Raw genomic sequence first — 13749 nt, forward strand, 5'->3', positions numbered from 1 at the left:
CCGTCACCATTGCCCGTAGGGCACGTTGTTCAGGCCCTTGCCGCTGGCCTTGGAATACACGTCGAACACATCCTCGCCTTCGCGTGGGCTGTCGGCCGCACTGTCATAGGCGCGCAGGCCCCAGCCACCCTGGTCGTCGTCCTTGGCGGTGCGCAGCGGGTCGTGGGGGATGCGGCGCAGGAAATAGAACTTCGCGCCTTTGGCGCTGCGCACATCGCGCACGCCATCCACCAGCACCTGCAGGCTCGGCGGATAACCGCTGGCGTTCAGGCGCTTCTCGATGTAGCCGGCGTCGAAGGCACGCTTGTAGGCATCGATGGCGTCGCGGATCTGGTACAGCGCCTCGCGCAGCTGCTGCTCCTTGCCCCGGCGCACCACGGTCTCGGTCAGGGGCGCGGCCATGCTGGCGAGCAAGCCGAGCAGCGCCAGGGTCAGCACCACCTCGATCAGGCTGAAACCCTGCTGGCGGCGTGTCATGGCCGTGGCCTCGCGGCTGCTGGCACCACGGCCATCTGCCCCTCGACCAGCGGTGCGGCGGCCGGCTCGTCAGCCGGGGCGTCGGCGGGCAGCGCGCTGGCCGGTGCCGGTTGCGCCAGCTGGCGCACCTGCAGGGCCGATTCGGTGCCGGTGGCGAACTCCATGTCCGACGGGCTCTGGTACGGCAGGTTGCGCACGATGCGCGGGGTGATCGCCAGCACCAGTTCGGACTTGCTCATGTCGTCCTTGTTGCTGCCGAACAGCCGGCCCAGGCCGGGAATGTCGCCCAGCCCCGGGATCTTGTTGCCGCTGGCGTTGTGATCGTTGCGCACCAGGCCGGCCAGTACCTGGGTCTCGCCATCGTGCAGGCGCAGGCTGGTCTGGGCGTTGCGGGTATCGACCTGGACCGGGATGGTGCCCTGGCGGGTGGCCTCCAGGGGCGTGGCGTTGCTCACTTCCAGGGCCACCTTGATCGCCACCTCGTTGTTCAGGTGCACGGTGGGCTGCACTTCGAGCTTGAGGCCGACATCCAGGTAGGTGACGCTTTCGGTGATCACCGGGCCTTGGGTCGAGGGCACCGAGGTGGCGCTGATGATCGGCACCCGCTGGCCGATGTGGATGCGCGCCTGTTCGCGGTTGCTGACCCGGATCACCGGGCTTGCCAGGGTGTTGATGTCCTTGTCCTGGGCATTGATCTTGGCCTGCGGCGCCGGCGAGATGCTGATGCGGCTGGAGTCGATGCCACGCAACTGGTCGAGCACGCTGACCGACTTGCCGTCGCTGGTCAGCACGCCGAAGGTGTTGGGCCATTGCAGGCCGAGGTCGAGGATGCGCGAGGTGGCCACTTCCATCACTTCCACTTCCAGCACCACCTCGGGGTTGGACTGGTCCTGGGACTGCAGCAGCTTCTCGGCCATGCGTACGGCGTCGGGGGTGTCGCGCATGGTCAGGGTGTTGAGGCGCTCGTCGACGAACACGTCGCGGGTCTTGAGCATGGTCTTGACCATGTTCAGCGCGGTGTTGGCGTCGATGCTGGTCAGGTAGAAGGTGCGCATGACCAGTTCCTGGTAGTCCTTGGTCTTCTGCGGCGAGTCCGGGTAGAGCAGCAAGGTGTTGTCGTTGACGATCTTCTGGCGCAGCTGGTTCTGCTCCAGCAGCAGGGCCACGGCGTCCTCGATGCGCACCTCGCGCACGAAGATGGTGGCCTTCATGTCCGGGCGCAGGTCCTTGTCGAAGATGAAGTTGATCCCGGCGACCTGGGCCAGCACCTCGAAGATGGTCTTCAGGTCGGCATCGCGAAACTCCAGGGTGACCGGGCGCTCCAGCTTGCTGCGCAGTTGCGGGTACGGCGTGGCGGTACGGGCCTGGACGTTCTCGATGTCGCTGCGCAGCATCTGGCCCTTCTGGTTTTGCGGGTCGAGGCGCAGCACCTCGCGCATGTAGCGCTCGGCGCCGAACAGGTCGCCCTGGCGCAGTGCCGCCTGGCCAAGGGCGACACGGTCGTCGAGGGTGCGGATCAGCTCCAGCTGGCGGATGCCCTCCTGGGCGCGGCGGTTGTTCGCCTCGATGGTCAGCACCCGGCCGTAGCCCATGCGCGCGCCGGCGAAGTCATGGCGCACGCGGTCGCTGTCGGCCTGGGTCAGCAGCGCCTCGACCGCGGCCTGGCGGCCGTGGGCCAGGGCGATGTTCAGCTCGGTGTCGCGCGGATCTTCGCGCAGGGCTTCTTCCAGGCGAGCGATGCCGGCCTCGTACTGACCCTCTTTGATCAGTTCCTGGCTGTCCTTGCGCACGGCGCTGGTGCCGCATCCGGCGATGGCCACGCACAGGGCCAGGAGCACGAACGGCGCAGGCTTGCACAACTTCGACGGTTTCATGGTGCGCTCCCGACAGACAGGGTCTGTGGCTGATGCAGTGGCAGGTAGACCAGGCTCAACTCGGTGGCCGAAACACGGTCCAGACGGTAGGTGTCGTCGATCACATCACCCTGGCGCACGACGTAGAGCTTCTCGCCGCTCTGCAGGAAGATCTGCAGGTCGTCGCGCTCACCCATGCGACCGATGAAACGAAACGGCAGCGTCGGGGCGGCAGCTGCGGCGGGCTCCGGGGTGGTGACCACGGGTTGTTCGGTGACGGTGGCCAGGGCCTGGGGTGGGGTCCATTGCTGGCTGGGGAACAGGTCGCGTGAAAGGCTTTTGGCTTCATCGCGAGGCAAGCTCGCTGCCACGTTCGTGGGTGTCGGGTGTGGGCGGGTTTTCTCCGCGACAGGGCCTGCCAGCTCATTCTCCCCCACGCCGAACCAGTGCCCCGGCGCCCACGCCAGCGCCGCGCTCAACCCCAGGAAACCGGCCCACATCACCGCACGCTGAGTGTTCATCACGACCTCGACAGGTAAAGGGTCATGCGCACACGACCGGTCAGTTCCCGGTCACCGATCCGCTTGCGTTGCAGTTCCAGGTCTTCCAGCACCAGCGTCGGCAACTGGCCGAGCAGCGCCTTGAGGAAGCCACGGATCTGCGGGTAGCTGCCGCGCACCGGCAGGACGATCTGGTAGCGCGCCAGCTGGGTCTTCGGGTCCACGCCCAGGGCGTACTCGCCACGGGCCAAGCTGATGCGCTCGGCACTGGCCAGGTGGTACAGGCGCTCGATCAGCTCGCTGGCCTGGGGCTGGCCGGGCAGTTGTTGGCGCAGGTCGTCCAGCGCCTGCTGCTCGGGCTTGGCCTGCACCTTGAGCTCGCCACGCGCCAGGCGCTGCACCTGGGCACTGGCATCGGCTTCGTTGGCACGCAGTTCGCGGACCGCCTGCCACTGGGGCAGCACCCCGGCCAGGGCGACCGCCAGGGCCAGGCCGCCGACCAGCACCGCGGCCAGCCCTGCCCGGCCCAGGCGCCGCAGCGCTTCATGGACGATCAGGCTACGGACGCGCATGGCCGGTCTCCCAGGTAGCGGTGAGGTTGAAGCGCACCGGATGCTCGACCTGCCCGGCCACCACCTCGTGGTTGAGTAGCGACACGTCTGACAGCTCGGCGCTGCGCTCCAGGCGCTGGTGGTACTGCAGCATGGCCTCGAGGTTGCGCGCCTCGGCACTGATGCGTACCTGGCCCTTGCGGGCATCGGGGGTCAGGCTGAGCAGCGCCACGTCCTCCTGCGGCATCGCCTCGAGCATGGCGAACAGCTGCTGCCATGGCCGCTGCAACTGCTGCGAGACGCTGCGCATCTGCGCCAGGCGCTCGGCCTGCTCGCGGATCACCGCGCTGCTCTGCACCGCGGCGGTGGCCGGGCGCCGGCCGAGCTTGAGTTCGAGTTGGTGCACGCGGCTTTCCAGGTGCACCTGCTCGCTCACCAGTTGCTGCTGGGCCAGCACCAGCACAGCCAGCACGGCGCCGCCGAGGGCGAGCAACGACCAGGCCAGGGGGCTGCTGTGACGGGGTTGGAATTCCAGGTCGAGGCGGCGCATGTCAGGCCACCGCTCGCCACATGGCGCACAACGGATCGGATTCGGCACTGGCGGCGCACAGCTGTACCGCGGCCATTTGCGAGGCCGCCGTGCGCCCCGGGGCATGCAGGTACACCCGAGGCAGCTGCTCGCCATACAGTTCGCAGGTACGCTCGATCAGCGCCTGCAGCGCCTGGTCGTTATCGGCGCAGCCCTGGGCCAGCACCTGCTGCCAGGCACCGCCTGAAGCCAGCAGCAGTACGCTGCGGCGCGGCTCGGCCAGCACGAAGAGGAAGTCGCCTTGGGTCAGTTGCGCCGAGCAGCGGTTGTAGGCGGCCATCAGGTACGGCTGCACCGAGCGCAGGCTCAGGCGATTTTCCCGCCCCAGGGCCTGCAGGCCTTGAAGCAAAGCTTCGGGCAGCGCGGTGGCGATGCGCGCAGCGCCCGCAGGCTCCGGCGAAAGCACAATGCGCCAGTCATCCAGAGGCTGCCCGTAGAGGTTCTCGAAGCAGGCCCGTGCATAGGCGTCGAGTTCGCTCGGTGTACCAATGGCATCACTCCAGGGCACCAGGCAGAAGCGGCTGTAGCGGGCCGAGAGCAGCACGCGCAACTGCGCGCCGCGTGCCGGATGCTCACCCAGCAGCCCGGCCAGAGCCTGCAGTGCCGGGGCCCAGGCCGGCTGGGCGGCGTCGCAGGCAAACGCGCGACTGCCCAGCCATTGATGCTGCCGGCCGTGCCAATGGCCCAGGCCGACACCCTCGGCGCCCAGCACCGCGCAATACCGATCAGGCGATAAATGTGACACGGTTGATCTCCTCGAGTGTGGTACGGCCATCGCGGACCAGGTCCAGGGCCGAGGCGCGCAGCAGGCGCAGGCCACGTTGGCAGGCCAGCTGCTTGATCTGCGAGAGCGGGCGACGTTCGACGATCATCTGCCGCAGGTCGTCGTCCAGGTGCAGCAGTTCGGCAATCGCGCTGCGCCCGCGGTAGCCGCTGCCACGGCACTGGCCGCAACCCTGGGCACGCACGAAGCGCCAGCCGGCCACCGCGTCACGGGCCAGGCCCGAGGCGGCCAGCAAGTCGTCATCCGGCTCGCTGGCCTGCGCGCAGTGCGGGCAGGCCAGGCGCACCAGGCGTTGGGCCAGCACGGCATTGAGCGCCGAGACGAAGCTATAGGGATCGACCTGCATCTGGCTGAAGCGGCCGATCACGTCGAATACGTTGTTGGCGTGGATGGTGGTGAACACCAGGTGTCCGGTGAGCGCCGATTGCACGGCGATCTGGGCGGTGTCCGGGTCGCGGATCTCGCCGACCAGGATCTTGTCCGGGTCGTGGCGCAGGATTGAGCGCAGGCCACGGGCGAAGGTCAGGCCCTTCTTCTCGTTGACCGGGATCTGCAACACGCCGGGCAGCTGGTACTCGACCGGGTCTTCGATGGTGATGATCTTGTCCATGCCATGGTTGATCTCGCTGAGCATGGCGTAGAGGGTGGTGGTCTTGCCGCTGCCGGTGGGGCCGGTGACCAGGATCATGCCATAGGGCTCGGCGGCCAGCCGGCGCAGGGCCTGCAAGGTTTGCGTCTCGAAGCCCAGGGCCTGCAGCTGCACGCCGCTGACCTGGTCGGACAGGTCCTGCTTGTCCAGCACCCGCAGCACCGCGTCCTCGCCGAAGATGCTCGGCATGATCGAGACGCGGAAATCGATCTGCCGCTCGCCGATGGCCACCTTGAAGCGACCGTCCTGGGGCACGCGTTTCTCGCCGATGTCCAGCTCGGCCATCACCTTGATCCGCGAGATCACCTGTTCGGCGAAGGCGCTGCCGCTGGCCTTGCCGGCACCGTTGAGCACGCCGTCGATGCGGTACTTGATGGTCAGGCCCTGGCCGGTCATGCCTAAGTGGATGTCGCTGGCGTGCAGCTTGAGGGCGTCGTACAGGGTGGAGTTGACCAGCTTGACCACGCGGCTCTGGTCTTCGCTGATGCTGGTCAGCGACAGGCGCTGCAGCGGGTCGGCCTCGTTGCCGGGTTCAGCCTCGTGACCGAGGGCATCGACGGCGTGGAAGCTTTCCTCGTGGCGGGCCAGGAACGCGGCCAGGTCGGCGGCGTGGGCCAGGTACAGCGGCGCGCCCTGAAGACAATCGTCAATCCAGGCCAGGCGAGCGCTGTCGAAGGGGTCGGCGAACACACCGACCCGCTCGCCGTCGTGTTCGACCAGGGCGAATTCGTGTTTCAGGCACTGCGCCAGGCTGACCCGGTCAAAGGCCGGGGCGCAGGCGAACAGGGCCTGGGTGGCGAGCACCGGGTAATGCAGGGTGGTGGCCAGGCGCTGGGTGAAAGTGGCCGGGGTGTCGCTGGACAGGTGTTCCAGGAAGGCCAGCAGGCGCTCTTGGCCGGCTTGCTGGCGGGCCTGGGCCAGGAGGTCGCGGGAGTATGGAAGATAAAGGGTCGCCTGTTCCGGATTGCCGGCGACGAGGCCTTTACTGCTTGCATCGAATGCCTGGGACATGGCCTGCGACTCCGCTCAGGGGCGGCGCCGCGGGCTTGGGGGCCTTGGGCGCCGCTATTCCCCGGTGAGCAGTTGTTCGTCGTCAGGTTCGGTGGGCTTGCCGCCATTGCGTCGGCGGTCGGCCAGGACCCAGCTGCCATCGTACAACTGCAAGGGGAACGACTCGTTCCTGTTCTGGCGTCGTTCGACGTACCCTTCGGCCGGCTGGTCGGTGCTTCTGCGCTGGCGCTCGATGCCCATCAGGTCGAAGACGGCGCGGGCCAGTTCCATCAGCGGGAACGGCTTGAACAGGACATGGGTCACACCCAGTTCGGCGGCCCGCTCACGGACCTCGGCGGTCGGGTGGGCGGTGATCAGCACGAAATGGCATTGCCTGTTCCTGCGCACGGTCTCCAGGACCTGAAACCCCTCCATGTCGGGCAAGCGGTAATCCAGCACGATCACGTCCGGTGCCTGTCTCTCGGCCTCTTCGATACCCGTGGCACCGTCGTGGGCGAGATGGACCTCCAGGCCTTGCGCCTGCAGATAAGCTTGCAGGTTCTGCGCAAGGGTCTGTTCGTCATCGACTACCAATACTCTGTTCACCAAGGTCCACTCCCATGAACTGCCCGGTTTCCCGGTCTGCGAAGTGCGGCCTTGTAGAGGCTTGAGCAGGCTTCGTGCCAGGCATGAAAAATCAGTGCTTACCGCTTTCAAGTCGTTGATATCGTTGAAGCTTGTCTGTCACCTCAGAGCTTGCGGGCTGGTCGTTCCCCATATCCGGGGAAGATGATGGCACATTGCCCGGAGGCGTTTCCCCCAACAATGGGGAATGCCCTGCCCGCCCCCTCAGTCGGCGCGCTCCACTGTAGCGGAATCACGCAAACGTTGGCGTACGGCTTGCCGGGCCTGACCCTGGAGTTGTGCGACGAGCGCGTCCCTGGCCAGGCGCAGGCCGTGTTCTGGTAGGACAGAAGTATTATCACTTTGGTTCTGCATTCCTTGCAGTCTTTGCCAGTTGGCCTGATGGAAGGCTGCAACTTCGGCGCTGCTGGGTTCTTCGACCGCGCTCAGCCGGGCGAAAACCTGCTGTGCGGCCATCTCATGTCGAGTGTAGTCAGCGAAGCCTGCCCGATCGAAGCCGGCTTGCGCCAGGCGCTGCTCGAACACCGCAGGGCTGCCGAAGGCCGCCTCGACCTCGCCGACCCGCGCCGTCACCTGCGCATCGCTGATGTCTATGCCCTGGCGCTGGGCCTCCTGCCAGAGCAGTTCCTTGTCGATCAGTTCATCCAGGGCCTGCGCGCGCAGGCGCTGGTAAAGGTTGGGGTTGCGGATGCTCGCCACCGCCCGCCCCTGGGCCTGGAGGTATTCGCTGAAGTAGCGCTCCAGGCGCAGCACCCCGATCTCCACGCCATTGACCCGCGCCGCTGGGGTGTCGGCGTGGCTGGCCAGGGCGAGCAGCGACAACAGGCAGGCAATCAGGGTGCGCATGGTGATCTTCTCCTGAATCTCAAAGGCTGTCCGGCACCGCTCGGTATGGTGCCACTTCAGTGAAACCAGGGCCCGGCAGGCTTACCTCCACCACATGTGCACCTGTCATGCCCTGGCGGCGTCCGGGACCGAAACCCAGCAACGGCGTGAGGCCGGTATCGATGTCATGCAACTGCTCCAGGGCGACCAACAACTGCTCACGGCTGGCGTCGCGTCCGATCTGCTTCAAGGCTTCGACCAGCAGCTGCCAGGCGCACAGGGTACTGACCTGCAACGACGCCTGGCGTGGCTCCAGCCCCTGGCGCAACTGCACCCCGGCAAGGGTCGCCCGGCCTTGCGCGGTCCAGTCGCCGGGTACGAAGGGATAGGCCAGCAGCACCCGCCGCGACCATGATGGTGGCAATCCCGGCACGGCGCCGGCCACTTGGCCCGAGGCGGCGAACAGGTAGGGGTTGCGCCCGCTCGCCTGCAGGCTCGACGCCAGCGCGGTGAATGCCTGGGCGTGACCGAGGAAGAGGATGCCCTCGCCATCCGGGGCCTGGCCCATGAACGCCAGGGGCGGCGCGGTAGCGAACCCCAGTTGACGCAAACGCTGCTGCAGCACCTGCGCCGCATCGGCCTGCTCTGCGCCGGCATACACCACCCGCAAGGCTGCGGGCGCCAGGCCAAGGGCATCACGGGCATGCAGCGCCACGCTGAGCAATTGCCCGGGCACGCCCGGCAAGGGATCGAACACCTGCCCGTTGCCACCGCTACGTGGCGTGGCACCGATCAGCGGCAGGCCGGCCCGCTCCAGCTGGCGGCTGTCGAGCAGTGGCGCCAGGGGCGCGACCAGGGCGAACACCCGTTCTCGTTGCATCAGCGTGTCCAATGCCTGTGCGGTGCTGACCGGGTCCTGCCCTGGGTCCAGCGCGACCAGCTGCAGGCGTCGCCCATGGATACCCCCCTGCTGGTTCAACTGCGCGACGCCATCCTCCAGCACTGCCCGCACCGTCCGCCCGGCCTCGGCCAGCGGCCCCTGCTCGGGCAGCAAGGTGCCCAGGCGCAAGGTGCCCTCCTCCACCCCGGGGTCACGGTCCTCGCCCAGGCGCTTGAGGTAGGCGGTGAGATTGCGTTGGTCGGCCAGGCTCAGGTCGAAGCGTGGCATTGCCGGGTCGAGGCGATTGCCGGCGGGGTCGGTGCCACTGCGGATGACCCGCGCCAGGCTGGCATCGGTGTAGGCCGGGTAGCGTCGGTTGTTGGCCTCGCGGTTGCCAGGGCCAAGGGCCAGGCGCTGCCAGTCCAGGCTCGGTGGGCGCACTCCGCCTTCGCTGCGGCCGCGCCCGTCGTTGCCATGGCAACCGGCGCAAGGCAGCACGCTGGCCGGGACACTCATGTCGCCGGGGCCGACCCGGGCCAGCAACTGGGCGTCGCTGCTGGAGACGCCTTCGCGGTAGAGGTGTTTGCCGGCGAGTTCCTGTTCGCTAAGTTGCACCGCCCCGCTCAGGCACCAACACAACATGAGCAGGACCAACTTGAGAGCGGCGGTCATGATGTCAGCGCCCCGCCAACGGCTGTACCAGCAGTTGCATGCGCTGGGCGATCGCTGCAGGCGGCGCGTCCGGGCGAATCTTGCTCCAGCGCTTGCCCGCCACGTCACCGGCAATCAACTGCGTCGAGTGCTGCTCGGGGCTGGGCAGGAACTGGCCCAACCGCCCCAGTACCAGATCGACACTGGCCTTGTCGCCGGTCAGGAACAGCCAGTTCGGCCCATCCACCCCCTGCTTCTGCGCAAACGCCTTGAGCACCTCTGGCGTGTCGTTCAGAGGGTCGCTGCTCAGCGACACGAACGTCACTTGCGCCGCCAGTGCCGGCCCCATGGCCTCGCGCACCTCGCGCAATTTGCGAGTGATCAGCGGGCAGGCATCGTTGCAGTGGGTGAAGATCACGTTGAGCATCACCACCTTGTTCTTGAGCACATCGCTGTAGAAACGCAGCTCGCGGCCATCCTGGTCCTTGAGCACGGTGTCGGTGAACCAGGTCTGCGCATCGCGGGTGCCACCGCCGCTGGTCATGGTCTGCGGCGCCGGTTGTGGCGTCGGCGCATGGCCTTCGTGGGCGAACGCCACCGAGGCGAGGATCCACAGGCAGACGCCGAGCACCAGCCAGTCGAGACTGCGCATGCTGGCATGGCGGGAAGTGTGGGCGCTCATGGCTGTGCCTCCTGGCCGGCGATGGCCGTGCTCTTGGCATGCACCCGGCGCGCGCTCAGGCGGTTGACCTCGCCGATCAGCACGCTGGGGTCAGTGAAGCCGTAGAAACGCGTCCAGTGCCCGCTGCGCCCGTCACCCACCAGGATCAATGGCGGGTGTTCGCTGAGGTTGGCGCTGAAACTGCCGAGCCCCTTGAGCGTTTCGCTGATGGCGTAGGGTGAACCGGTCAGCCAGCTCCACCCCGGCCCGTGCTGGAATGCCCGGGCGTAGCCGGCCAGGCGCCTGGAGTCGTCACGCTGTGGATCGACGCTGATCGACACCAGGCGGATCTCTTCGCCCACTCGCCCGCCCAGTTGCTGCTGGACCTTGCTCATGATCGAAGACACCACCGGGCACACCGTGGTGCAACTGGTGTAGATGAAACCCATGACCACCAGATGATCGCCAACCAAGTCCTTTTCCAGGCGCACCGGCATGCCATCCTGGTCGAGCAGCGCCACATCGGCGAAGCGCACGCTGGCTTTCTCCTGGTGAGCGGCCGGCGGTTGCTCGGGAGCGCCGCCGTGATCGTGGCCGGCGTGGGCCAGCGCCAGGTTGCTGGCCAGCAGCAGGCTCAGGCCCAGCAGTTTTCCACCATGCAGACGGTTCATCGCACACTCCTGGGTTCCCCTTGGGAAGCGGTGGGCTCTGCTGCGGCCGGCAGGACGCGCAGGCTGGTGTAGTTTTCTTCGGTGAAGGCACGCCCTAGGCTCGGCGACTGCACGTGCAGGTACCAGGCGCCGGCCTCGGCAAGCTCCAGCGGCGCCTGGTAGAGCCCCTCGCCCACTTCGACCAGCGCCACGTTGCGCGGCAGCGACGAAGGCGCCAGGAAGTAGCGCAGGCTCAGGTCGCCAAGCCCCAGGCGCGGCTTGCCGTCCTCGCCGACAATACGCACCCTGGCCAGGTACGGGGTGTGCTGCAGCAGCGGCTGGTCGGTGCCGATGAACTCGGCGTGGGCCCGCTTGGCCCTTCCCGACTGCGGCAACGCCGCGACATCGGTGCTGAAGCAGTGGATGATCTGCGGCTGGTTGAGCAGGAACGCCACATCGAAGGTGCCGGAGGCCGGCAGCTTCACCGTCGAGCCGTACACGCCGGGCGCCAGCTCGCGCAGGCTGCGGTCGATGACCAGCGCGGCGCGGGCCTGGTGGCCGCGGTTGTTATAGCCCGACATCGGCGCGTTCATGCCCTCGGCATAGAAGTAGGTAGTGTTGTCCACCGGGTTGACCACGAACACCGCATTGTCGTCGCGGGAAATGCTCACCCCCTGGGCCAACGGCAGGTCGCCGGCCTGGCGCGGCGCCGCCGGGCCAGCCTCGAAGCCCTGGACAATCGGCTCGCGCCCCTGCCCGAGGCTCGCCAGGTTGATCATGCTCACCTTCGGCGAAGCCAGCCCACGCACATAGGCGTAGGCTTTGGTGAAGGTCAGTTGGTACGGCTCGGCTGCCACCGGGATGCGATGGAGCAGCTGATCGGTACTGGCATCGATCACCAGCGCCTGGTTCTCCAGGGTGTTGAGCACCACGCCGTAACGACCATCCTGGCTGAAGCGCATCGGCCCCAGGCCCTGTTCGGCCTTGACCATGTGGCGCAGGGTGTGGCTGCGGGCGTCGATCACCCGCACCGTGCCCTCCTGGCCATCGACCACGTACACCGCCTGCGACAGCGGCGAATAGGCCACCGACAACGGGTGCGGGCCGACCTCGAGGGTCTTCACCAGGCGCATCTGCGCGGTGTCGATGACGCTCAGGGTGCCGCCATCGCGGTTGCTGACGAAGACAAAGCGCGAGTCGGCGCTGAAGGCGATCTCGTGGTGGCCGGAGCCGGTGGCGAACGACTTGAGCGTGGTGCGGCTGGGCACATCGATCACCGTCACCCCGCCCTTGGCCGGGTCATGGCTGTTGTTGCCCACCCACAGCAGGCGCTGGTCCGGTTGCAGCGCCACCCGCAGCGGCTGCTCGCCGGCCTCGAGGGTGGCCACGCGGGTAAATGTCTCGGTGTCGATCAAGGCCACCTGGTTACGCTCGGGCATGGACACGAACACCTGCTTGTCATCGCCGCTGGCCACCCAGTCCATGGGGCGCCCCGGAAGGTCGATGCGCGCCAGCGTGCTGGTGACCCCACCCACCGACACGGTCGGGTCGATCACCGTCAGGCTGGCATCCTTGTTCAGCACCAGCAGGAAGTAGCTGTTCAGGTCGAGCAAAGGGCGAGCGCCGATGCTGCTCTTGAGAAACAGTGCCACGCGCGCCTTGCAGCTGCTGTCGCGGTCACCGACCGGTGCCGACTGCGCAGGGTCGAGCCAGGCGCCGGGGGCCATGCCCGACAGCGGCTGGCCACTGCTCTGGTCGCTGACCTTGAAACGGATATTGGCAAAGTCGCCCTCGCGCAGTTCGCCGCCGACCAGGGGCCGCGCCTCGAACTCCACGGTGACGCCGTCGCGGCTGAGGGTGTGCAGGGCCTGGGGATCGGCGGCTTCCTGCAGCAGTTCGCGGGGGTCGCACCAGAGCTTTTCGTAGGCCACGCCGAGGCCGATCAGCGCGGTGCCCAGCAGCAAGCCCAGGTATGCAGGGCGAAGCTTGCGGTTCATGCCGGCACGCATGGGGTAGCGCCTTCGAGGGGAATGATCATGCTGCACCTCCACAGGACTCACGGGTTCTGTGGAGGGTGGAAGCAAGCGTTATGCCATCAATAAAATTGTTTGGAATCAGAGTGTTGGAGAAACAAGTGGAAGATATTGGGGAGGCTGCCCCAAACACGGGGGCGCTTTGCGCCCCCTCTTTCAGGCCAGTACCAGCATAGAGCCGGGAGACCGGTTAAGTCTGATGTTTCAGGGTGGGAATGACCGCGTCAGGGCAGCCAGATGTAAGACGACAGTTTTGCAGCGCTCTCGAGACCGAGCGCCGCGCGGGCGGCGCTCGGTCTCATAGGCGCTGCAAGGGTTCATGCGAACACTTGGTGCCCACCACGCGCTCTCTGTCTCCGGGCAACCAAATTACGTACCACGTAGTATGTAATTATTGCTAATTCACCACTAATGTAGACATACACAGGACCCTCGACTCTCCACACTCATCCGCCGCAAACACACCATTCACCGATCAGCCGTGCAGCCTCCTCCGAAGAGATCAAGGCAGTGTCGACTGTAAACGGCTCCTCTTCCCACGACTCGTACTCATGATTCACCACCGACGCCCAGGTCGGAGGCGTCAAGCCCGGAATATCGGGCTCACGGCGCTCGACTCTGCGCCGGTGCTCAACCTTATCGGAACAAATCACCAGGACATCCACCAACCGAACGCCTGCCCGTGTCGCCACATCGCGCCAGGCCGCCCGGCTCTCGGCCACGGGATTGACACAGTCGGCGATCACCGTGCGACCAAGTCGCAGGTTGTCGAGCGCCAGTTCAAAGGCCGCAAGGTAGCCGCTACGCCCGACCTCCCCGGCTAGCTCGCCGTAACGTCGAAGGGCTTGCTCGAGGGTGTCGATACGTAGATAGACCGCACCGAACCTTGCGGCCAGGTGCTTGGCGATGGTGCTTTTCCCGGTAGCGGGCAAGCCGCTGAAGACGATGAGCATTGACTGTCCTTGAATGAGTGGATGCCGGGCGACCATGTCCCTGTCGAGATGGGCGGGG

At 66.8% G+C, this 13749-nt stretch carries 14 protein-coding genes; all 14 read right to left on the reverse strand.

All coding sequences use genetic code 11. From position 1 onward, the window contains the following. Window positions 1-3 precede the first annotated feature (3 nt). The 14 genes from C3F42_RS02170 to C3F42_RS02235 all read right to left on the reverse strand — a co-directional run bounded on the left by C3F42_RS02170 (window position 4) and on the right by C3F42_RS02235 (window position 13691). Complete coding sequence (locus C3F42_RS02170; protein ID WP_038706099.1) at window positions 4-477, reverse strand: type II secretion system protein; 474 nt, start codon at window positions 475-477, stop codon at window positions 4-6. After that, window positions 474-2351, reverse strand: coding sequence for a secretin N-terminal domain-containing protein (locus C3F42_RS02175; protein ID WP_038706098.1), 1878 nt, complete (start codon window positions 2349-2351; stop codon window positions 474-476). The genes C3F42_RS02170 and C3F42_RS02175 overlap by 4 nt, the downstream gene beginning before the upstream one ends. Beyond that, the gene (locus C3F42_RS02180; RefSeq protein ID WP_023632988.1) at window positions 2348-2851 is read right to left on the reverse strand and encodes a hypothetical protein; all 504 of its coding nucleotides are present in this window, start codon (window positions 2849-2851) and stop codon (window positions 2348-2350) included. Before C3F42_RS02180 ends, C3F42_RS02175 begins: the two co-directional genes overlap by 4 nt. After that, entirely contained in the window at window positions 2851-3402 is a 552-nt protein-coding gene (gene pilO, locus C3F42_RS02185) for a type 4a pilus biogenesis protein PilO (RefSeq protein ID WP_038706097.1), read from the reverse strand. Before pilO ends, C3F42_RS02180 begins: the two co-directional genes overlap by 1 nt. Continuing rightward, window positions 3389-3931, reverse strand: coding sequence for a pilus assembly protein (locus C3F42_RS02190; RefSeq protein WP_094012182.1), 543 nt, complete (start codon window positions 3929-3931; stop codon window positions 3389-3391). Before C3F42_RS02190 ends, pilO begins: the two co-directional genes overlap by 14 nt. Before the next feature lies 1 nt (window position 3932). Continuing rightward, complete coding sequence (locus C3F42_RS02195) at window positions 3933-4715, reverse strand: hypothetical protein (RefSeq protein ID WP_038706095.1); 783 nt, start codon at window positions 4713-4715, stop codon at window positions 3933-3935. Further along, window positions 4696-6414 carry a GspE/PulE family protein gene (locus C3F42_RS02200; protein ID WP_094012181.1) on the reverse strand — a complete coding sequence of 573 codons (1719 nt, stop codon included), beginning with the start codon at window positions 6412-6414 and terminating at the stop codon, window positions 4696-4698. The genes C3F42_RS02195 and C3F42_RS02200 overlap by 20 nt, the downstream gene beginning before the upstream one ends. 54 nt (window positions 6415-6468) lie before the next feature. Beyond that, on the reverse strand, window positions 6469-7002 hold the full coding sequence (locus C3F42_RS02205; protein WP_023631301.1) for a response regulator: 534 nt from the start codon (window positions 7000-7002) through the stop codon (window positions 6469-6471). 240 nt (window positions 7003-7242) lie between these two features. After that, window positions 7243-7884, reverse strand: a complete 642-nt coding sequence (locus C3F42_RS02210; protein ID WP_046855696.1) for a SurA N-terminal domain-containing protein — start codon at window positions 7882-7884, stop codon at window positions 7243-7245. A gap of 19 nt (window positions 7885-7903) precedes the next feature. After that, window positions 7904-9385 (reverse strand): ABC transporter substrate-binding protein, encoded by a 1482-nt coding sequence (locus tag C3F42_RS02215; RefSeq protein ID WP_371920603.1) that lies wholly within the window; start codon window positions 9383-9385, stop codon window positions 7904-7906. Between the two features lie 34 nt (window positions 9386-9419). Continuing rightward, entirely contained in the window at window positions 9420-10076 is a 657-nt protein-coding gene (locus C3F42_RS02220; RefSeq protein ID WP_104443903.1) for an SCO family protein, read from the reverse strand. Then, window positions 10073-10726 carry an SCO family protein gene (locus C3F42_RS02225; RefSeq protein ID WP_038706092.1) on the reverse strand — a complete coding sequence of 218 codons (654 nt, stop codon included), beginning with the start codon at window positions 10724-10726 and terminating at the stop codon, window positions 10073-10075. The genes C3F42_RS02220 and C3F42_RS02225 overlap by 4 nt, the downstream gene beginning before the upstream one ends. Continuing rightward, the gene (locus tag C3F42_RS02230; RefSeq protein WP_104445268.1) at window positions 10723-12702 is read right to left on the reverse strand and encodes a cytochrome D1 domain-containing protein; all 1980 of its coding nucleotides are present in this window, start codon (window positions 12700-12702) and stop codon (window positions 10723-10725) included. The genes C3F42_RS02225 and C3F42_RS02230 overlap by 4 nt, the downstream gene beginning before the upstream one ends. Before the next feature lie 482 nt (window positions 12703-13184). Continuing rightward, window positions 13185-13691, reverse strand: a complete 507-nt coding sequence (locus C3F42_RS02235; RefSeq protein ID WP_104443904.1) for an AAA family ATPase — start codon at window positions 13689-13691, stop codon at window positions 13185-13187. Window positions 13692-13749: the final 58 nt, after the last annotated feature.

Source organism: Pseudomonas sp. PONIH3, from assembly GCF_002934345.1.
Classification (GTDB): domain Bacteria; phylum Pseudomonadota; class Gammaproteobacteria; order Pseudomonadales; family Pseudomonadaceae; genus Aquipseudomonas; species Aquipseudomonas soli.